Genomic DNA, 20782 nt, shown 5'->3' with positions numbered 1-20782 from the left:
GTACTGTGTCGCCATGTCTTCAGATATCGCGGTCGAGGCCGACGGCCTCGTCAAGTCCTTCAAGGAGACCAAGGCGCTCAAGGGCGTCTCCTTCCAGGTCCCGCGCGGCACGGTGCTCGGCGTGCTCGGGCCAAATGGCGCCGGCAAGACCACCGCAGTGCGCATTCTTGCCACACTGCTACGTCCCGACGCCGGGCGCGCCATCGTCGCCGGTCATGACGTCGTCCGTCATCCAAGCGAGGTCCGCAAGCGCGTGGGATTGACCGGTCAATACGCGTCGATGGACGAAGAACTGACGGGCAGGGAGAACCTCGTGATGATCGGGGAGCTGCTGAACATGCGCCCCTCCATCGCAAAAGGGAGGGCCGCAGAGCTTCTTGAGTGGTTCGACCTGTCCGAGGCCGCCGACAAGATGGCCAAGAATTACTCGGGCGGGATGAGGCGTCGACTCGACCTCGCCGCCTCCCTGACCGGCCACCCTGAGATCGTGTTTCTCGACGAACCTACGACCGGCCTCGACCCCGCCAAGCGCGAGGACATGTGGGACGTGGTGCGCGACATCGTCGCCAGGGGCACCTCCGTCCTACTCACCACGCAGTACTTGGAAGAGGCCGACGCTCTTGCCGACGACATCGTCGTCATCAACCACGGCGAGGTCATTGCGCACGATACGGCCGAGCGGCTCAAACGGGTGGTCGGTTCCCAGACGTTGCGCGTGCGTCCTGCCGAGCCCGACAAGGGTGAAGAGGTCCGTGCGATTCTCAGTGGCGTCGCGACCGACGGAGCGCACGTCGATCAACCTCGCAGCGGCGAATACTCGGTGCCTGTTCCCAACGACGCAGCCCTCGCCGATGTCGTGGGGCGCCTTCGCGCCGCCTCGATCGAGGTGACGGAACTCTCGCTCATGTTGCCAAGCCTCGACGAGGTCTTCTTCACCCTCACCGGCGAACGCAATCGCACCGCTCCCGGTGCCGCAGATGCGACCGAGGAGGTCGAGGCATGACCATCGCAGGCGCTACCCATGAGGTAGAAGTCATCCCCCACGGGCCGGGCGACATGCTGCGGCACTCGTGGGTGCTTGCCAAGCGCTCGCTCGTCAAGACGTGGCGCACTCCAGAGGGGCTCATTGACGTCACCCTGTCGCCCATCATGTTCACCCTGCTGTTCGCCTACATCTTCGGGGGCGCCATCTCCGGTTCAGTCCAGGACTATCTGCCGCTGCTCGTCACCGGAATCATCGGCCAGAACATCGCCTTCGCGTCGGTCGGCATTGGCATCCAGCTCAATGCGGACATGGAGAAGGGAATCTTCGACCGCTTCCGTTCCCTGCCGATTTCCAGAGTGGCGCCTCTGTTTGGCGCGGTGCTTGGTGACGTGGTGCGCTACGTCCTCCTGATCGGCATCATGGTCGGCACTGGCTACGCGCTCGGATTCCGCATCGGCACGTCCATCTGGCACTTCCTGGGCGGCATGGCGCTCGCGATTCTGTTTGCCTTGTGCTTGGCCTGGGGGCCGATGCTCATCGGCCTGATGGCACGCTCGCAACGGGCCGTGCAAGGCATCGTCTTCATGACGCTGTTCCCGCTCACCTTCGCCTCAAACGCCTTCGTGCCCACTGAGTCGATGCCAAGCTGGTTGGCCGCGTTCGCGAACGCCAATCCGCTGTCACACCTCGTCGAGGCGCTCCGCGCGCTGTGGAACGACCCCGCTCTTGGCCCGGTCGCGGCCAACGACGGCAACTGGCAGTCACCCGTGGCGTGGACGCTCCTGTGGTGCGCGATCTTCGTCGCCGTGTTTGCACCGCTCGCCATCAGGGCCTACAACCGCAAGGCCTAGCCGCGCGGGTGCTTCTCGCACCACCTGTGGTTGCGGTGCGTGGCGCCCTCAGCGCGCCACGCACCGCAACCCACGGGTCGCACTAACGCTGCATCGATTCAATCAAGTCGTGCGCGTAGGCGTGTGTGTCAGGGAGCGACTCGATCCACACGCGGGGTGGCTGACGCATCAGGTTGCCCACGCTCATGGTCAAGGCACGATCCGAGATGTGATCGCGGAGCACCGCGACTCCCTTGCCGAGGGAGGTCCCTCGCTCAACGAGCACGGCGTAGAGGCCGTCACCCAGTCTCGCCATGGGATGGCCATCTCCGTAGGCGCTCTTGAGTGCCTGCCCGACGGCGGCATTGCGCGCCATCCGTTGCCACGGATCGGCGTCGATAACGGACACGTCGATCATCACCAGAGCGTGAGTTTCCGTCACCGTGGTGCCGTGTCGCTTGGCGGCCCCATATACCTCGGACAGGCGTTGGGTCAGGTACTCAGCCGTGCCAAGTCCAGATTCTGGGTCCGCCATTTGCGGCGCGGCCGGAGAGGCAACAGTGCCCTCTGTCCATCCCTCGCACAAGGCGCGGATGGAGCGAATCGGCGCCGACTCGAAGCCGGCGGAGCGGAACAACACCGCCATGTCGTCGATCGCCTCTGTGATCCCCACGCCAGACTCTGATCGCGCTTGACCCAGGCGGAATGCTGCGGGTGCGGTGTCGAGTCGAGCCTCCAAGGCCTCGACGAGGGCCTCGACCGCTGGCGTGTACCAGTCACCCGGTCGCAGCCAGCAAGAATCAATGCTCGCCGTCTGCCACGCGTGCAGAAGAGTCGAGGTTCCCACGGTTCCCGTGAGGTGGTCGTTGCCCGTCATGTGTCATGAGAGGGACCACGGTCCCCTCTATGACGCGCTTTGCGAGGGTTTCTTGACGCATCGACACGCCGCACACGCACCATGTGATCAATACCACCTGGGGGAGATCTTGTGCATTACCCCCCAAAGGGGAGACGATAGGGGCACGAATCTCCCCACACCGGGCAGGGCGGACGAGTACATGGGCCAAGAGATGATCGCGTTATGGACGGAAACGTCTAGCGATCCAGAGCTGATCGCAGGCGTGCGCGCCGGCGACTCGGCGGCTTTTGGCGTGCTCTACGAGCGCCACGCCTCCGCAGCGCGCAAGGTGGCCGCGCAGTACACGAACACGCCCACGGACATCGACGACGTCGTCTCCGAGGCCTTCTCGCGGGTGCTGCGTGCACTGCAGCGGGGCGATGGCCCTGACCTCGCCTTCCGCGCCTATCTCTTCACGATCGTTCGCCGCACCGGCATGGATCTCATCAACAAGGGGATCCGCACCAGGCCACGCGAGGACATGTCGCCCTACGAGTCGGCGCTCGGCTACGAAGCCTCTTCCGACGAGCCTGCAATGGCCAACTTCGAGCAAGGGCTCGTGGCGCACGCCTTCTCTTCGCTACCAGAACGCTGGCAAGCCGTGCTCTGGTACACGGAGGTCGAGAAGAAGAGTCCCAAGGAGATCGCACCCCTGCTTGGCCTGTCGGCCAACGGTGTAGCGGCGCTGTCATACCGGGCACGCGAAGCGTTGCGCCAGGCCTACCTGCAACAGCATCTCGCGACTGCGGAAGATGTGAACTGCCTGGCGGTGAACTCGCAGCTTGGAGCCTTCGTGCGCGGCGGCCTCAACAAGCGAGAGTCGTCGCGGGTCGACGAACACGTCAATACGTGCGAGAAGTGTGCGGCGCTCGTGGCCGAACTCCAAGACGTCAACAGAGGCATGCGAGGCATCATCGCGCCGCTCGTGCTTGGTGCAGCGGGAATCTCTGCCCTCGAAGGTGGGCTGCCTATCGGCGGAACCCTCGGCGCTGCGACCGGCGCTGGCGCGGGTGCCACCGCCGGCTCTGGTTCGGCAGTGGCTGCGGGCGCTGGCGGCGCAGGTACGTCTGGCGTGGCCGCGGTCGGGACCGCCACAGCGGTCGGCGTCGGTGCCGCCTTCACCACCGGTGGGGCGAGTGGCACTGCGGCCACTGCCGCCGCCACCTCTGCGGCAACCTCTGGCGCCGCAGGCACCTCAGTTCTCGGCGCCGCAGGCACCTCCTCTGTTGCCAGTGCGGCGGCGGCCGCCGGCACTGCAAGCACCGCGACGACCCTTTCCAGTGCCTTCGCGGGACTTGGAAGTTTTCTGCTCCCTGCAGCGGCAGTCGTCGGAGTCACCACCATGGCCGTCGCCGGGGCAGGCTACTTTGGCGCTTTCGAGAGTGACCCGCCGCCCGCGTCTGTTGCCAACATTCTCCCGGACACCTCGAACACGCCGCCGCCGGCGCCCAACACGGACGACGGGCGCGGTGAGCAGCCGTCCGACGAGCAGCCGCCAGCGACCACGCCACCTGTCGAAGAACCAGAGATCGATCCGGCCCCTGAGGCTCCCGGCAGTCACGGGGGCGCAGCGGTTGGCACCACGATTGGTTCGACCCCCGGTCCGACAGCTGGCGCGAACACCGGGTCAACGACCGGCGGTTCGACTGGCGGTGAGACCGGCGGTGAGACCGGCGGTGAGACCGGCGGTGAGACTGGCGGTGAGACTGGCGGTGAGACCGGTGGTGAGACTGGTGGTGAGACCGGTGGTTCGACTGGCGGTGAGACTGGCGGTGAGTCCGGTGGTGGCACCGGCGGCCCGACGCCAACGGCCGTTCTTGCACTTGGCAAGGCCCCGCTGGACTACCTAGAGATCACCCGGTCGGCGCCCGTCATCGGGATGGCGCTATCCAACCAAGGGGACGCGGCCGCAGACACCATCGATGCGATCATCACCCTTCCCGCCGGTCTGAGCTTCGCCCCGCCCGCGGCGAGCCCCGCCGGTGGCGGCACGGCGGTGTACCCGCAGTCGCGGTTGGCGTCCTACATGCGCTTCGCCGTCGAAGGCGTCATCACGAGCGGCGAATGGGAGTGCACGCTGAGCGATGACACTGCCACCGCAGACTGCATCCTGCCGGTCCTGCCTGCAGGCAGCGACGCCACTCTCGACCTTGACCTGGTGGTCAACTCTGACCTCGCGGAGGACGCGCAGACCACGTTCTCCGTCACCTCCGGCGAACAGCACGTCACCTACAGCGTCCTGACCGGTCTGGAAGATCTGGACGACGAAGAGGACGTGGACGTCGACTACTCCACGGAGGGCCAAGTTGCCGCGATCCACGTGGGTGCCACGCTCCTTGGCTGTGGTCCGGATGCGGACTCGCGTTGCGCGGACGTCATGAACTATGTCGGAACCTCTACCGACAGCAAGTTCAACAACAACAACTGGGTCATGACTCCGCTGAACGAGGCAGGCGGCATCCGCAATTCCGCCTCCACTCAGCTTGACCTGCCGGAGGGCGCCAAGGTCGAGTACGCACTTCTTGAGTGGTCGGCCAACCGGGTCGCGACGGACACAATGGTTGGCGAGCTCGCAAGCGCACGTCTCAAGCTCCCTGGCGCCGCGGACTACGCTGCGATCACGGCGGACAACACGGCGGAACGGGAGGAAGGCGGCAGGCTGTACTACCGCTCTCGCCTGGACGTCACGGAGCTCCTGGACGCCGACGCCTTCGAAGGCACCTGGTCGCTTGCCGACATCGCTCTCCCATCGACCATGACCGATGGAGACAAGACCTATTACGGCGGCTTTGCGCTGACGGTCATCTACGAAGACCCGACCCTGGCAAACTCGCGAGTGGCGATCTTCGATGGAGCGCAGTGGATCTCCTCTGGCAAGGCGGCGAACGTGCAGTTCGCCACGTCGTCGGACGCCAACGTCACCGTCGGCTGGACTGCGTGGGAAGCTGACCGCGCCCTCACCGGGGACCGCCTCGACGTCGACGATGCCACCTACATGCCACTCCAATGGAACGGCACGGGTGCCGTCGATGGCGCCATCGGCAACGCGGCGGACTCCACTGCGTTCGGCGGCAAGTACGCCAACACGCTCGGCGTCGACGCAAAGTTGTTCCGGCCAGCCAGCGTCGCTCAGGGCGTCCACACCGTGACCGTCAGCACCGCTGGCGACAACTTCCTGCTGAGCACCCTCACGGTGACGATCTCCGACGAGTAGCCAGAGGCGGTCACCGCTCACTGGGAGGGGTGGCGCGGGCGGTTACGAAACGCCGGCCGGATCCCACGGGAGGTCGAGTTGCCGCGCGGTACGGACCGCGTGCTCCACGCCATGGTCGCGAGCCACCAGATGAAGGGCCATGTGGATTCCCGACGTGAGCCCGCCTGACGTCACGATGGCGCCTTCGTCGACCCACCGCACGCCCGTTCTCGCCTCGCGTACACCCCCCGCCTGGGCTAGTTGAGGCACGTCCTCCCAGTGCGTGGTAGCGCTCTTGCCAACGAGCGCCCCCGCCTCAGCCAAGAGAAACGCTCCGGTACAGACGGAGGCAGTGACCTCGCTCGCGCCGAGTAGGGCCTCGACTGCGGCGGCAAGTGCCGAGTCAGCGACTGCTCGCGCCACATCGATCGTGCCTGGGACGATGGCAATGTCGACCCGGCCGACGGCCGAAGCCTCCTGAAGGCCCGTCAGCGTCATGCCCCCGAACGCTACGGCGTCGGCACCGGACGGGCTCACCAACAGCACCTCGTATTGAGGCGGGAGTCCATCGCGTTCCGCTAGGCGCGACGCGGTGAGAAAGACCTCGTAAGGCCCGCCAGCGTCAATGAGGTCGAAGTCATCGAAGAGCAGAATGGCCACGCGTCGAGTCATGAGCCCAACCTACTCACCATGAAGGGGGCCGCGCGGGGGTGCGCTGGAGCCTTTCGGCGGGCCTCAGGCCATCACTTCGTTGGTCGTACGGCCTCGCACGACGAGCCACAGGCTCGCCTGGCCCACCATGAGCGCTCCCAGCATCACCACAGCCATCGCCGTTGGCGAGTTTCCGCCGATGCCGACCAGAGGTGAGACTGCCCCCGCGATGCCCATGTTTGCTGCCCCGATGAGCGACGCGGCCGTGCCTGCCTCCGTCGCGTGGTCCGCGAGGGCCATGACCTGGACGGTGGGCATCACGAGCCCAGCGGGCGCGATGACAAAGAACAGCGGGATGACGACGCCAAGCAGTCCGGCGTCGAGCAGCGACGACACCAGGAGCCCTAGCGCGCCTGCCGTCATAATTCCGAGGCCTCCTGCGGTCACGACTCGTGGAGCGACGTGACGCATCAGGCGAGCGGAGATCTGGGTGCCTGCGACAAGTCCTATGGAGTTGAGGCCGAAGACAAGGCCGAACTGCTGGGCCGTCAGCCCGAACACGTCCTGGAAGATGAAGGAGGAGGCGGACAGATAGGCGAATAGCGCGGTGAACGTCGCAGCACCGACCACCGCAATCCCGATGAATGCGGGGTCCTTGACTAGGCGCCGGTAGCGCCGCGCCACGGTGGCGCTGGAGAAGCGGCCTCGCCGTTCATGGGGCAGGGTTTCGACGAGGATGAATCCGGCCACGGCCGTCACGATGAGCCCGTATGCGGCAAGGAAGACGAAGACGCCGCGCCACTCGACGAATCGCAACAGTTGCGAGCCGATGACCGGCGCGAAGACAGGCGCGAAACCCATCACGAGTGCCAATCGCGACAGCATCCTGATGAGGCGTTGCCCACCGAACAGGTCGCGGACCACCGCCATCGCGACGACCGCGCCACCCGCAGCGCCCATTCCTTGTACGACTCGGCCTGCCATGACCCACTCGACGGAGGGAGCCATGGCCACGCCGACGCTCGCAACGATGTGCACCGAAGTGGCGATGAGCAAGGGGCGCCTACGTCCCATGGCGTCAGATAGCGGCCCCACGATGAGTTGGCCGAGTCCGAAGCCGACGGTGGTGGCCGTCAGCGTCAGTTGGATCGCCGCGGCCGACGTGGCGAGGTCCGACGCCACCGACGGGAACGCTGGCAAGTACAGATCGATCGTGAAGGGGCCGAGCGCGACGAGCGCGCCCAGCATGAGGACATAGGTCAGCCGCTGCGCCTTGGTGAGGGTGTCGCCGTAGTTGGCGTGGACGGTGGGGGTCGCGGTGGCGACCGTCGTGGGCGCAGTCATGGAGCGCGCTGCCTCCTGATCGAGTCATGGCGCGACGGGACGCACGGGTGGGGCGCCCGCGTCGTCGAGGGGTTTGCGGCGATAGCCGCCTTTAATCGAAACGTTTCGCAAGCCAGGCTATTCCGCGCGGCCTGAACCTCGCCAGTGCCAGTTGGGACCAATGCGGACGCAGGGTGCTGTTCCTGACTGCGCACGTAGCGAGACGCGCGCCTTTGCTTTCCGAGGGATCAAGCCTGATCGCCCTCGGAAAGTAAAGTCGCGCGGCTCGCGGACCCCAACCCCTACTTCTTGCCCGTGGGCCCATTCACCTCGTAGGAGGTGTTGGTGGCTTCGAAGAAGTTCACCAACTGCAAGGTGTCATTCGCCGTCGCCATCCACTTGGCCGGGTTCGAGACGTTGTAGTACGGCTCGAAACCGAGCTCCTCGAGACGGCGGTCTGCCAGGTACTTCACGTACTGGTTCACGTAGTCGGCGTTGAGCCCGAGGATGCCGGTGGGAAGCAGGGCCCTGTTGTAGGCCTCCTCCATTTCGACCGCGCCGATGATCATCTGGCGGATCTCGTTGGCGAACTCTTCCTCCTGCAGGTCCTCGTTCTCTTCGAGCACCGTGAGGATCAGGTTGATGCCGAACTGGAGGTGCAGCGACTCGTCGCGGATCACCCAGTCCATGAGTGAGCCGAAGTTGCGCAACAGGTTCCGCTGGCGGAAGCTGAGCGCCACCATGAAGCCCGAGTAGAACCAGATTCCCTCAAGGATGATGTTGTAAGCGACGAGGTTGCGGACAAAGTCCTTCTTGCCCTCGGTGGTGGTGATGTCGAGGGTCTCCTCGGTCATTCGCTTGATGAACTTGACCTCGAACTCCTCCTTGGCGGCCATGGAGGGCTCGGTCACGTGGGAGTCGTAGGCCTGCTCGCGGTTGATCGGGAACGTCTCGAGGACGTACTCGAACGACATGCAGTGGTTCGCCTCTTCCCACATCTGCTTCGCGAGGTACAGGTGGCACTCGGGGGCATTGATGTAGGGGTAGACGCCGAAGGCAAGGGCCTTGTTGACGAGCAGCTCGTTCGGATTGAAGTACGACATGAGGAACGTGATGGCGTGACGTTCCTCATCGGTCATCTTCTTGAAGTCCGCGAGGTCTTCACCCAACTGGATCTCGTTGGGGAACCAGGTGTTGGCGACCGCCTGGTCGTACAGGTCCATGGCCCATTGGTAGGTGACTGGCTTGAGCAGGAGGCCGTCCTGAATGCCGGTGCCGAGGATTCCCATGAGTTACTCCTTATGGTCTGCGTGGTCGGGAAGGCTGATTACTGGCAGGACTCGCACTGGAGTCGTTCCATCGGGTCGACGGGACATGCGACGCCGTCGACGAGCTCGGTGTCACCGTCTGCCGAGGTCGCTACGGACTCGACCACCTCGAGCACCGTCGCGCCCTCAGGTGCGGAGGACTCGTGGTGTCCGTCGCCGCTCATCTCATCCACCTCTTCGTTTGCGGTGGGCTCGTCGATCGGCTCGGGCAGTGCCGACGGCGGCACCACGGGCTGCCGAGTGGGCGCAGGCGCGAACGCCGTCGCCGCGAGGGCAGACATCACAGACGCTGGCGCCTGCTGGATGGAAGGGGCAGAGGAGGCTGGCTCGGTCACGACCGCTGCCTCGACCGGTGCGGCCGCTGGCTGCGCCACGCTGCCGAAGCCACGCTTCGCTGGCTGGGCAGTAGCGGCTGACGCTGCCGGAGCAGCGGGCGTCTCCGCCTGGTCCTGGACGTCCGTCGTGACGGTCGCTTCAACGCCCGCCACGACGTCGGCCGTTGCAGTGGCCGTGCCGACACCTTGCTTCTTGGCGCCGCCGAACCCACCGAAACCGCGCTTGGCTGGGCCAGCGGAGCCCTTGCCGCGACCGTTGGCCGAACCAGTCGAGTTGATCTTCTCGGTCTTGTTCACGCGCACGGTCGACTGCTCCGCCGTGTGGCGGGGCTTCATGTGCAGGTAGTACGTGGTCTTGACGCCACGCTCCCATGCTGCCGCATAAAGGTCCATCATCCGCTCGACGTCGCGGTCCTCAAGGTAGATGTTGCGGCTGATGGCCTGGTCGATCCACTTCTGAGCACGTGCCGCCACCTCGATGAAGGCGTAGGGGCTGAGCTGGAAGGAGGTCTTGTAGACCTCCTTGAGGTGCTCTGGCACCGAGTCGATCTGGGACAGGTCTCCTTGCACCGACAGAAGCTCGTCCTTGACGTCTTCCCACAGGTCCAGGTCTTGAAGGTCCTTCACCAGGTTGCGGTTCACCTCAAGGAACTTGCCGGACGAGGTGGCGCGGGAGAAGATCTGCGAGAACTGGGGGTCGAACCCTGGCGTCGTGCCTGCCACGAGCCCGATCGAGGCGGTGGGCGCGACGGCCATGAGGGTGGCGTTGCGGATGCCGCGCTTGACCTTGGCGCGCAGTGAGTCCCAGTCCTGTCGGGTGGTGCGGTCGACCGTGATCGGCACGCCGCGGTCAGCCTCTGCGATGTCGATCGTGTCGAAAGGCACCAGGCCCTGTGACCATCCGGAGCCCTCGAAGTTGTCATAGGACCCGCGCTCGCGGGCAAGGTCGGCCGACTCATCGATCGCGTGGAAGGAAACGAACTCGACGATCTCGTCGATCAGGTTGTAGGACTCCTCGGACTCGTACGCCATGCCCAGCCGCTCGGTGACGTCGGTGAAGCCCATGACGCCAAGGCCGATGGCGCGGTTCTCCTTGTTGGCGCGCTCCGACTCGGGGACTGACGACAGCGTGATGTCGACCAGGTTGTCCAGTTGGCGCACCGCGAGCCGCACCGACGCCTCCATGCGCTTCCAGTCAATCTGACCGTCGACCAAGTGGGTCGAGAGGTTCACGGACGCCAGGTTGCACACGGCGATGTTCTCGCGGTCTTGCGGGAGGCAGATCTCGGTGCACAGGTTCGACAGGTGAATCGTGCCGGTGTTGGTGTTGAGGGCGCGGTTGTTGATCGTGTCCTTCCACGTCAACCACGGGTGCGAGGACGCCTGCAGGGAAATCAGGATCGACTTGTACTGCTCGCGGGCCCTCATCTTCTTGAAGGCACGGATCTTGCCGGACTCGGCCATCGCCACATACTCGGCATAGCGCGCGGAGAACTTGGAGCCGACGAGTTCGACCAGGTCGGGCGCCTCAGCGGGATCGAACAGATACCAGTCCTCGTCGTTGCGAACGCGCTTCATGAACTCGTCCGAGATCCACACCGCAGTGTTCGCGGTGCGCGTGCGGCGGTAGGGGTCGCCGGAGTTCTGCCTCAAGTCGAGGAATTGGTGGAAGTCAAGGTGCCAGTTCTCCATGTAGAAGCACAGGGCGCCAAACTTCTTGCCACCGCGAGACACGGCACGCAGCGTCGAGTCGATCGTGTGCATGAACGGGATAGGCCCGGTCGACGTGGTGTTGTTCGACTTGATCGGCGAGCCCTCAGAGCGCAACTTGGTCACAGACAGGCCAATGCCGCCGGTGCCCTTGGTGAGCCACATGACATCGCCGACGGTCTTGGCGATGTGGTCCATGTCGTCTTCCATCTGCATCACAAAGCAGTTGGACAGCTGTGGGTACGAGGTGCCTGCGTTGACCAGCGTCGACCCTGCTGGCAGGTAGTCGAGACGAGAGATCTTGTCGTAGAACTGAAGAGCCATCTCGGTGGGGTTTGGCTCGTTGAGCGACAGCCCCATGCAGACGCGCATCCAGAAGTACTGCGGGACCTCAAGGCTCTTGCCGTGGCGGTCGGTGATCATGTAGCGGTTGCGCATGGTCACGGTGCCGATGTACTTCAGCAGGTCGTCGCGACGGTGGTCGATCGCGGCGGCGAGAGCGTCGAGGTCGAAGTGGGAGACCAGACGCTGATCGAGCAGGCCCTCCTCGACCGCGTCGCGGATGTAGCCGGGGAACCGCGCCTGGTGGAGCAGCGCCAACTCAAGCTCGCTGTCGTAGCCGCCCAACACGCGCTTGTAGATCACCTTGCGGAGCAGCCTTGCGGCGACCGTGTCGAAGTTGGGGTCGTCCTTGACGTTCTGTACCGCGACGCCGATCGCGGCCTCGTCCAGCTGCTCGGTGGTGATGCCGTCGAAAAGGGTGATGGCCAACTCCGACGCGACCTGCGTCGTAATGGAGATCTGGTCGGGAAGGCCGACGGCAGCGCGCTCGATCGCCTTGTTGATGCGGTCGGCGTTGTACGGCTCGCGGGTGCCGTCGCGCTTGGTGACGTGAATACCGGAACGGTGTGGGTTGACTTCAGCTACTGCGGAAGCGACGTCGCCGTTGACGCCAGCCGCGTTGTTCTCCGTGATCGTCACGATGCTCCTTTGGGGACTGTAGGCCACTGGGCCCGAATTCGCTGCCGACGGTAAGTGGCCTGCATACGCGATGTGTGGGACGTTCGCTCGGGCTGGTGATGGGGGTCGTGGTCGCCCAAAACCGGCCCGAGCGTTGGGATCGAGACTAACTCGAAAAATGCCATGTTGCAACTACATATAGGGGTGCGTTTGCGACGATGCCCCTAGATATAGTGGTCATCCCCAGGTGCCTGTGCACAAGGTGTGGAGAACGCGGCGTGTCCTCCACAGCCGGAGCCGCACCCTGTTCGAAACTGCGCACCGTCGGTGGACAACCACCCCTTAAGGGTGTCACCGAGGTATGACATGCGGCTCGGGCAAAGTCGCGTTTTGCCACAAACCCGCGCACCCGTCACACTTGTCCCGTGAAAAGCCTCCTGGCACTTGCCGCGACATCGGTCTTGTTTGTCTCCGCTTGCTCCTCGCCGGGAACGGACGACCCGTCTGGGGCACCAGAACCGGCCAAGAACTTCTGCGATGCGATGGCAGCCGCCGCCACGACAGCGCCGCCGGCCGTCGAGGCACTCGACAGCCTCTTCACCACGATGGACGCCATGAGCGCCGGCGCGACCGAGGGCGACCTCGACGCGCTGCACACGGCGGGCGCCGAAACGGTCGCGACGGCGACGGAGTACGCCGCGACACTCGAAGAAGCCGCAGTGCTCGCTCCTGCAGGGACCACGCCCGACGTCGAGACCCTCGCGGACTACTGGACCTTGTACGTCGTCGGCCTCGGCCAGATCGCGGAGACGGCGCCGTCCTACGGCAGCCTGGTCGACCAAACCTCCGCTTTGCAGTCGAGCGAGGTAGCTTCCTCTCTCATCACAGAGCAGCCGGCCGCACAGCAGCGCGTCAACGACTCCTACCTCACGGAGTGCACCACCGCTTGAGTCAGACGAGACCGTAGAGCCGGTCTCCAGCATCACCAAGGCCCGGCACGATGTAGCCGACCTCGTTGAGCTTCTCGTCGACGCACGCCACCACGATGTTGACATCGACGCGATCGCCCACGTGCGCCCGCACGTGATCGATTCCCTCGGGCGCGGCCAACAGGCACACACACGTCACGTCGGTGGCCCCGCGCTGCAATACGTAGTCGATCGCCGCAACGAGTGAACCGCCCGTCGCGAGCATCGGGTCAAGAATGAACACCTGGCGGCCCGTGAGGTCCTCAGGCAACCTGTTGGCGTACGTGACGGCCTCCAGCGTCTCCTCATCGCGCTTGAGGCCGAGGAAGCCCACCTCCGCGCTCGGCAGCAGGCGAGTCATCCCATCAAGCATTCCCAACCCTGCGCGGAGGATCGGCACGATGAGCGGCGCGGGATCGGCAATGCGAGTGCCGGTGGTCGCCGTGAGCGGCGTGGTGACGGCGCGCTGCTCCACACGCACGTGGCGGGTCGCTTCATAAGCCAGCAAGGTCACCAGCTCGTCCACCAGGAGGCGGAAGGTGGGCGACGGAGTGGTCTTGTCCCGCAGCACAGTGACCTTGTGGTCGATGAGGGGATGGTTGGCGACATGAAGGTCCATGGGCATCACGGTACCGCCACAGTGGGCCCTCCGAGGGTCATCGGCCCGAGCGATTGGGCTAGCGTGGCGGACATGGACGATGCTCTGGCGATGCGGGAGGCACTCGGCGAGGCGAGGGAGGCACTCCGCCACGACGACGTCCCCGTCGGCGCCGTCGTGCTGTCGCCCACCGGCGACGTCGTTGGTCGCGGACACAACCGTCGGGAAGTCGACTCCGACCCGACTGCCCACGCCGAAGTCCTGGCCCTCAGGCAAGCGGCGAAGAGCGCCGGTACGTGGCACCTCGAAGGCCACACCCTCGTCGTCACTCTCGAGCCGTGCGTCATGTGTGCCGGCGCGATCCTCGCCGCGCGCATCCCGCGACTCGTGATCGGCGCGTGGGACGCCAAGGCGGGCGCGACCGGCAGTCAGTGGGACCTTGTGAGGGACGCCAGGCTGGCTGCGGCGGTGGAGGTGGTGGCGGGTGTCGAGGCCGACGCCGCTGCCGCATTGCTGACGGACTTCTTCTCCGCACGACGCTAAGCGGGCTTCGCCTCGCCGACGGCGGGGTATCGGGCATCACACTCTGGTTTGGTGGGCGCGGTCTCGCCCGGTATCCTCGTCCGGCAGGGTGACGTGTCCGAGCGGCCTAAGGAGCACGCCTCGAAAGCGTGTGTGGGTGAAAGTCCACCGTGGGTTCAAATCCCACCGTCACCGCCAAAGCAACGGCCCGGTCTCCTCGAGGGGAGCCGGGCCGTTGCCGTTCGGTGGTCGATCTAGTACGTGAAGGCCGCGACGCGGTCGCTCAGCTCCTTCGACAACGAGTTGAGCTCCTCGATCGCCTGGCTGACCTCCGTCAACACCTGGGATGAGGACATCGCCGCTTGAGCGACGGTGTCGATCCCTGAGGCGATCTCTTCTGAACCGGTCGCGGCATCCACCACGTTGCGACCCATCTCGTTGGTGGTAGCCGTCTGCTCCTCGACTGCGGAGGCGATCGTCGACTGGTATTCGTTGATGTGCTCCACGATCTGCGCGATCTGCGTGATCGCAGCGACAGCACCCTGAGCGTCGTGCTGGATGGCCTCGACACGCGTGGCGATGTCTTCGGTCGCCCGCGCGGTCTCGCGCGCCAACTCGCCGACCTCGCCAGCGACCACCGCGAATCCCTTGCCAGCCTCGCCGGCACGCGCAGCCTCGATCGTGGCATTCAGCGCCAGCAAGTTCGTCTGGCCAGCGATCTGGGTGATGACCTTGACCACGTTGCCGATCTCCTGGCTAGAGACGCCGAGCCTGCCGATCTGTTCATCGGCGGCGCGAGCTGCCTCAGCGGCCTGAATGCCCACGCGTGCCGCTTCCGACGTGGAGTGCGCGATCTCCCTGATGGAGGCCGTCATCTCCTCCGAGCCGCTTGATACGTCGGTGAGGTTGCGGCTGACTTCCGTCGCGGCCGTCGACACCATGTCGGCGCGCGTGCTCATCTCTTGAGCACCCGTCGCGACCGCGGCGTTTCCCGTCGCGAGTTGGTCGGCGGCTGCCGCGACCGAGCGAGACGAGCCAGCCACTTCCGACATCGTGGAGCGCAGGGTGCGAGTAGCTGCGTCGAGAGCGGCGCCCATGCGGCCGATTTCGTCTTTGGTGTCGACGCCGGAGGCGACGGTGAAGTTTCCGTCAGCCAGGGCGTCGGCGACCTTGCGTACCGCTGACACCTGACGACGCAAGATCTGGGCGGCGCCCAAAGCCAGACCGATGACCAGGACAAGTCCGACGCCAAGCGTGATGAGGCCGAGCGTGATCGACGCGCTCGCTTGCTGGTCAGCGTCGGCAGCGAGTGCTCGTGCCGCTTCGGCGACCAGCGCCTCTTCTGCCTCGAGGCTGTCGATTGCTCGGTCGAGCGTCGGCTTGGCCGATGCCAGGGCATCGGCGAACTCCTGCTTCTCGCCCGTGCCGATGGCGGCGGCCATCTCGGTGTCGCGCAAGTTCGTCCACTCCGCCCATGCGGCGTTGAAGTCCTGCCAGTTGGCGCCGCCAAGAGTGGAAGCCGCCTCGCCGAGAGACGCGATTCCAGCCTCGTACGCCGCCGCGGCTGCGGCGAGGTCGGCATCGGTCCCCTCGATGTTCTCGATCATGGCTGCCTGCGCCTCTGCCGTGTCGAGGGGAATCGCTGCCGCCGTCGCCGCGAGCATGCGCGCCTTCAGTTCCTCTTGGTGCACCACGCCAATCTGGAAGGAAACATCGTTCTGCAGTGTCGTCAGTGAGCGCGTGTCTCCAATGGTCCGCGTCATGGCCACCGTCGAGACTGCCGACACGATCGCCGTCACGATGGCGAACGCCACCACGATGGACACGATCTTGGCGCGCAGGCCCAGGTTCTCGTACCACCTCAAGGCAAACACTGAGCGCTTTCGCGCTGTGGCGGGGACGTCCACGGGGGCGGGGACGGAAGGGACGGTGGCGGCAACAGTAGACACGGGGGGTTCCTCACTCTCTCTGCACGAGAAATCGTCCCGTGCAGGATTCTTGTGAGGCTTTCGTCCTTGGTCCCGGACGGAGGGATGGCTTGGTCCCTGTTGGGTACGGGTGCTCGAGCCGCCTAGGAATTGGCTGCCGAATAGATGATCACGCCGATCGCGATGACCGCAATGGTCGCCTCGACGATGCCAAACCAGCCGAAGACGACCGCCGCTTGCGCACGGCCGCCGCCCCTTTCGCCGCTCTTCTCGATGGCGTCCATCGCGCGGTTGCCGAAGACAATGCCGATGATCGACCCCGCGATGGGCAGGATCATGGCCAAACCAAGAAAGGAGGCGACGAGGGACCACGTCGCGAGTTGATTGGTGCGCTGGTTTGCCTGGAGTTCCATGAGTGCTACTCAGCTGCGGCGGAAGGCGACACCGAGGGGCTTGGCGTCACGATGGGCGCGAGCGGGTCGATGGGAATGATGCGCGGCGCGGGCTCGGGCTGCACGAGTGCAATCGGCAGGCACTGCACTGGCGCCGCGAGTTCCACGTCGGGGTCGAGTTCAGGAGCGTACTGGGGACGCAACTGGTCCACTTCATACAGTTCCCCAAGAATGATGTCGACCACGGCGCCCTTGCGGTTGTCGAGGACCATCACATACTCGGGGAAGTTCGCCGCGACCGTGTACGCCTGGCGCAAGCCCTCCTCGCCAAACTGGATCCTGGCGTACTCGCCGTACGTGCGGTTCCAGTTGGTGGCGGCACCCGACGCCGCAGGCACGTAGCCGCGACCCTTGAGCACCTCGAGAGTGTTGCCTGCGAGGCCCTGCTCCTCCGTGCCATTGAGCACTCGTACGGTGACCTGGCTGGGGCTCATGGGCAGGTTCTCGCCATTGCCTTCGTCGATCGGCGCGCAAGGCCACTTGATGTCCGACTCAAAATCGGGCGGCGGCGTCACGATCGCGTAGGTGATCGGAGAGTTGACCCGCCCCTGGTACATCGCATACGCGATCACTGCGACGGTGGCAATCAATCCGACCAGCAGGCCAAAGACCAGGAACTGGCGTTCTCTGCGGTGACGGCGCACCACCTCGCGCCGCGTGCGCAAGGAGCGGGAGCGAGACGTCACAGTCACCTACTTCTGGTTCGGACGGATCAGTTGGCGGAGGATGGGGGATTCGAACCCCCGAGGGCTTGCACCCAACACGCTTTCCAAGCGTGCGCCATAGGCCACTAGGCGAATCCTCCAGGCCCATGAATGGTACCTGAGGCCCGCGCCTGCGGCGAACCGCGCGACTGGGCGCTTCGCTCACTGGCCATTACACTGGTGCCGACCCCCCACGTGGCGTTACCTCGCCCAACTCCCCCAGGTCAGGAATGAAGCAAGGGTAAGCGGGCTCTGACGGGTGCGTGGGGGGTCCTTCTGTGTCCCAGTGGCGGCTACTCACAGGGACCTCGTGCGGTGTCACATGCGGCGACTAGGCTCAGCACTGTGAGTACCGCCCTGTATCGCCGTTATCGCCCAGACACCTTCGCCGACGTCGTGGGCCAGGAACACGTGACAGCCCCGCTGATGCAGGCCCTGCGGGCAGACAGGGTGGCGCACGCCTACCTCTTCTCAGGTCCGCGCGGTTGTGGCAAGACCACCTCGGCACGGATCCTTGCGCGGTGTCTCAACTGTGCTGCGGGGCCCACAGACTCGCCGTGCGGCACGTGCGACTCGTGCGTGGAGCTCGCTCGCGGTGGTTCCGGCTCAGTCGACGTGGTCGAGATTGACGCGGCCTCGCACAACGGCGTTGACGACGCGAGAGAGTTGCGAGAGCGCGCGGCCTTCGCTCCCGCTCGAGATCGCTACAAGATCTTCATCCTCGACGAAGCGCATATGGTCACCACCCAGGGCTTCAACGCGCTCCTGAAGTTGGTGGAAGAGCCTCCGCCTCACGTCCGCTTCGTGTTCGCCACGACCGAGCCGGACAAGGTCATTGGCACCATCCGTTCCCGCACGCACCACTACCCCTTCAGGCTTGTGCCGCCAGGAGTCCTCACGGGCTACTTGGCGCAACTGGCGGCAGCGGAAGGCGTCGACATCGCCGACGGTGTGCTTCCGCTCGTCGTGCGTGCAGGGGGCGGCTCCGTGAGGGACTCCTTGTCGGTCCTCGATCAGTTGATCGCCGGCTCCGACGCGGGCGGGGTGACGTACGAGCGAGCCATCTCGCTCCTCGGCTTCACCGACGCCACACTTCTTGACGACGCTGTTGACGCCATCGCTGCGGCCGACGGGGCCTCGCTCTTCTCGGTCGTGGGACGCGTGGTGGAGACCGGCCACGAGCCTCGCCGATTCGTTGAAGACCTGTTGGAGCGCTTGCGCGATCTGATCGTGCTAGCGGCATCCGGCGCGTCTGGTGCGCAGGCGCTTGCCGTTGCCTCAGAGGACCAGCAGGAGCGCATGGCTGATCAGGCCAGGCGGCTGGGACTTGGCCGCGCCTCGCGTGCAGGTGACTTGGTGAACGATGCCCTCACCGCGATGATCGGCGCCACCTCTCCCCGGCTCCACTTGGAGTTGCTCTGCGCTCGCATCATCGCCGCCGATAGGGCGCCTGCCGCCTCGGCCGCCCCCGCCGCAGCGCAAGCCCCGGCGTCCACAGCCCCTGCACCCGCAACCGAAGCGGCGCCTACCCCGCCGCGACAGCAGCCAGGCGCTCCCGGCGGAGAAGCCGCTTCAGGTTTGGCCGCCGCGCGAGCCGCCGTCGCAGCCGCGCGCGAGGAAGCCGCGACGGGTGCGATCCCTCAGGCACAGGAGCGTGCTCCGGAGCCTGCTCCCCCGTCATCACCCCCCGCGAGCCCGCCGACGACCGCGAGCATCCCGCAGGTCCCCGTCGCGGCTCCTGCCCAGACGGCCGACGTCGCCGACGAGCCCGTACGCGCGCCCACCGGCGACGTGGCAGGCGGTCCGGCTGACTCCGAGTTGGTGCGCAGGCGCTGGCCGGAGGTACTCGGCACCCTTGAACGGCGACGCGTCACGTGGGCGATGGTCAGCCAAAGTGCCCAGGTTGCCTCCGTGGAGGCAGGGGTGTTGAAGATCGCCTTCGACAATCCCGCCCTCGCATCGCGATTTGGAGCGGGACCGCACTCAGAGAACTTGGCTCTCGCCGTGCGCGAGACCCTTGGCCTCCACGTGCGCGTCGAACCTGTCGTGGGACCGCCAGAGCCCGGTGGCGCTCCGGCGTCGGGCGCGTCGGGGCCGGCGCCATCCGCCGCAACGAACGCCTCGTCCCAAGAGCCTCCCTTGCCGCACGAGGCTCCCGCCGACCATGAAGACATTTCGGACGACGACGTCGCAGCCCCCACCTCCCACCTCACCGGGGCGGACGTGATCGCCTCAATGCTCGGCGGCACCATCGTCGAGGACGACGGCCGCTAGTCGCGACCGGTCGGTAGCATCGAGCGCATGGCCATTCGGTTTGAAAACGTCGGCATCGCCGTTCGCGACCTCGACGCCGCAGTCTCCTTCTTCACCGATCTGGGCCTGACCGTCGTCGGAACAGACACGGTGAGTGGCGAGTGGGCAGACACCGCTGTTGGGCTCGACGGCAACCATGCGAAGATCGCCCTCCTCAAGACCCCGGACGGTGACGGCAGCCTCGAACTCTTCGAGTACCTTCATCCGCAGGCGATCGAGACCAGCCCGACGCTTCCGAATGAGATCGGGATGCATCGCGTCGCCTTTTCCGTGGACGACATTGACGAGGCTCTCGCGGTGGCGGCACGTCATGGCTGCTACCCGTTGCGAGGGGTGGCGACGTACCAAGACCTCTACAGGCTCACGTACGTTCGCGGGCCGAGCGGCATCCTGGTCATGCTCGCGCAAGAGCTCAGCCGCGCCTGACCCGCGCGCGGCCGTGAGCCGCCTACGCTTGAGCCCATGTATGACGGCGCGGTGCAGGACCTGATCGATGAGCTCGGACGACTCCCGGGAATCGGGCCCAAGAGTGCTCAGCGCATCGCCTTTCACCTGCTGAGCACCGATGCCGCCGACGTGGCCAGGCTCGCCGAGTCGATCACCACGGTCAAGGCGAAGGTGCGCTTCTGTGAGATCTGCGGCAACGTCGCCGAATCAGCACAATGCCGCATCTGCGCAGACACCCGCCGGTCAGAGGAGACGCTGTGCGTGGTGGAGGAGCCGAAAGACGTGGTCGCGATTGAGCGCACGCGCGAATTCAGGGGCAAGTACCACGTGCTCGGCGGCGCGATCGATCCCATGAACGGAGTTGGCCCCGACGACCTGCGCATCAGGGAGCTACTCACGCGCCTAGGCGACGGCAAGGTGCAAGAGGTCATCATCGCGACGGACCCCAACATCGAGGGGGAGGCCACAGCCACCTACCTGACGCGCATGCTCGCGCCCATCGGGATCACGGTGTCACGGCTGGCGTCAGGACTGCCCGTCGGCGGCGATCTGGAGTACGCCGACGAGGTCACGCTCGGTCGCGCCTTCGAGGGACGCCGCACGGTCTCCTAGGAGCGCCGCCCCTTGGCTGGGCGAG

General features: G+C 65.6%; 17 protein-coding genes, 2 tRNA genes and 1 other RNA gene. 10 read left to right on the top strand and 10 right to left on the bottom strand.

The features are described from left to right. Positions 1-13: 13 nt before the first annotated feature. Complete coding sequence (locus LGT36_RS13490; RefSeq protein ID WP_226096300.1) at positions 14-1003, top strand: ATP-binding cassette domain-containing protein; 990 nt, start codon at positions 14-16, stop codon at positions 1001-1003. After that, on the top strand, positions 1000-1836 hold the full coding sequence (locus tag LGT36_RS13485) for an ABC transporter permease (RefSeq protein ID WP_248642114.1): 837 nt from the start codon (positions 1000-1002) through the stop codon (positions 1834-1836). The genes LGT36_RS13490 and LGT36_RS13485 overlap by 4 nt, the downstream gene beginning before the upstream one ends. A gap of 82 nt (positions 1837-1918) precedes the next feature. Here LGT36_RS13485 and LGT36_RS13480 read toward each other — a convergent pair whose 3' ends face one another. Beyond that, complete coding sequence (locus tag LGT36_RS13480; RefSeq protein ID WP_226094884.1) at positions 1919-2692, bottom strand: hypothetical protein; 774 nt, start codon at positions 2690-2692, stop codon at positions 1919-1921. Positions 2693-2885: 193 nt separating this feature from the next. On the opposite strand from LGT36_RS13480, the gene LGT36_RS13475 reads away from it, so the two are divergent. After that, positions 2886-5927, top strand: coding sequence for a sigma-70 family RNA polymerase sigma factor (locus tag LGT36_RS13475; protein WP_226094885.1), 3042 nt, complete (start codon positions 2886-2888; stop codon positions 5925-5927). Between the two features lie 42 nt (positions 5928-5969). Here the strand turns inward: LGT36_RS13475 and LGT36_RS13470 are convergent, their stop codons facing one another. The 4 genes from LGT36_RS13470 to LGT36_RS13455 all read right to left on the bottom strand — a co-directional run bounded on the left by LGT36_RS13470 (position 5970) and on the right by LGT36_RS13455 (position 12150). After that, positions 5970-6578, bottom strand: a complete 609-nt coding sequence (locus LGT36_RS13470; RefSeq protein ID WP_226097143.1) for a DJ-1/PfpI family protein — start codon at positions 6576-6578, stop codon at positions 5970-5972. Between the two features lie 63 nt (positions 6579-6641). Then, complete coding sequence (locus tag LGT36_RS13465; protein WP_226097144.1) at positions 6642-7901, bottom strand: multidrug effflux MFS transporter; 1260 nt, start codon at positions 7899-7901, stop codon at positions 6642-6644. 281 nt (positions 7902-8182) lie between these two features. Then, the gene (locus tag LGT36_RS13460) at positions 8183-9169 is read right to left on the bottom strand and encodes a ribonucleotide-diphosphate reductase subunit beta (protein ID WP_226097145.1); all 987 of its coding nucleotides are present in this window, start codon (positions 9167-9169) and stop codon (positions 8183-8185) included. Positions 9170-9207: 38 nt separating this feature from the next. Continuing rightward, positions 9208-12150: a ribonucleoside-diphosphate reductase subunit alpha gene (locus LGT36_RS13455; RefSeq protein ID WP_226097174.1), complete on the bottom strand. Its 2943-nt coding sequence runs from the start codon at positions 12148-12150 to the stop codon at positions 9208-9210. A gap of 488 nt (positions 12151-12638) precedes the next feature. Between LGT36_RS13455 and LGT36_RS13450 the strand changes: the two genes are divergently transcribed. Continuing rightward, on the top strand, positions 12639-13163 hold the full coding sequence (locus LGT36_RS13450; RefSeq protein ID WP_226097146.1) for a hypothetical protein: 525 nt from the start codon (positions 12639-12641) through the stop codon (positions 13161-13163). 1 nt (position 13164) lies between these two features. On the opposite strand, the gene upp is transcribed toward LGT36_RS13450, so the two are convergent. Continuing rightward, positions 13165-13800 carry a uracil phosphoribosyltransferase gene (gene upp, locus LGT36_RS13445; protein ID WP_226097147.1) on the bottom strand — a complete coding sequence of 212 codons (636 nt, stop codon included), beginning with the start codon at positions 13798-13800 and terminating at the stop codon, positions 13165-13167. A gap of 72 nt (positions 13801-13872) precedes the next feature. Between upp and LGT36_RS13440 the strand changes: the two genes are divergently transcribed. Further along, positions 13873-14322 carry a nucleoside deaminase gene (locus LGT36_RS13440; RefSeq protein WP_226097148.1) on the top strand — a complete coding sequence of 150 codons (450 nt, stop codon included), beginning with the start codon at positions 13873-13875 and terminating at the stop codon, positions 14320-14322. Between the two features lie 87 nt (positions 14323-14409). Beyond that, a tRNA-Ser gene (locus tag LGT36_RS13435) sits at positions 14410-14499 on the top strand. A 56-nt stretch (positions 14500-14555) separates the two neighbouring features. On the opposite strand, the gene LGT36_RS13430 is transcribed toward LGT36_RS13435, so the two are convergent. The 4 genes from LGT36_RS13430 to LGT36_RS13415 all read right to left on the bottom strand — a co-directional run bounded on the left by LGT36_RS13430 (position 14556) and on the right by LGT36_RS13415 (position 17486). Continuing rightward, positions 14556-16250 (bottom strand): methyl-accepting chemotaxis protein, encoded by a 1695-nt coding sequence (locus LGT36_RS13430; RefSeq protein ID WP_226097149.1) that lies wholly within the window; start codon positions 16248-16250, stop codon positions 14556-14558. Positions 16251-16372: 122 nt separating this feature from the next. Next, complete coding sequence (locus LGT36_RS13425; RefSeq protein ID WP_226097150.1) at positions 16373-16642, bottom strand: DUF4190 domain-containing protein; 270 nt, start codon at positions 16640-16642, stop codon at positions 16373-16375. A gap of 5 nt (positions 16643-16647) precedes the next feature. After that, the gene (locus LGT36_RS13420; RefSeq protein ID WP_226097151.1) at positions 16648-17367 is read right to left on the bottom strand and encodes a LytR C-terminal domain-containing protein; all 720 of its coding nucleotides are present in this window, start codon (positions 17365-17367) and stop codon (positions 16648-16650) included. Positions 17368-17398: 31 nt separating this feature from the next. Next, a tRNA-Ser gene (locus tag LGT36_RS13415) sits at positions 17399-17486 on the bottom strand. Between the two features lie 81 nt (positions 17487-17567). On the opposite strand from LGT36_RS13415, the gene ffs reads away from it, so the two are divergent. The 4 genes from ffs to recR all read left to right on the top strand — a co-directional run bounded on the left by ffs (position 17568) and on the right by recR (position 20757). Beyond that, positions 17568-17664: signal recognition particle sRNA small type (ffs, locus tag LGT36_RS13410), an RNA gene on the top strand. 66 nt (positions 17665-17730) lie between these two features. Continuing rightward, complete coding sequence (locus LGT36_RS13405) at positions 17731-19659, top strand: DNA polymerase III subunit gamma and tau (protein WP_370634293.1); 1929 nt, start codon at positions 17731-17733, stop codon at positions 19657-19659. Between the two features lie 27 nt (positions 19660-19686). Continuing rightward, complete coding sequence (locus LGT36_RS13400) at positions 19687-20124, top strand: VOC family protein (RefSeq protein WP_226097152.1); 438 nt, start codon at positions 19687-19689, stop codon at positions 20122-20124. 36 nt (positions 20125-20160) lie between these two features. Next, positions 20161-20757 carry a recombination mediator RecR gene (gene recR / locus LGT36_RS13395; RefSeq protein WP_226097153.1) on the top strand — a complete coding sequence of 199 codons (597 nt, stop codon included), beginning with the start codon at positions 20161-20163 and terminating at the stop codon, positions 20755-20757. Positions 20758-20782 lie beyond the last annotated feature (25 nt).

The organism is Demequina sp. TMPB413, from assembly GCF_020447105.2.
Lineage (GTDB): Bacteria > Actinomycetota > Actinomycetes > Actinomycetales > Demequinaceae > Demequina.
Note: the sequence above shows the minus strand (reverse complement) of the source record. Positions and strands in the feature narration are given on the sequence as shown.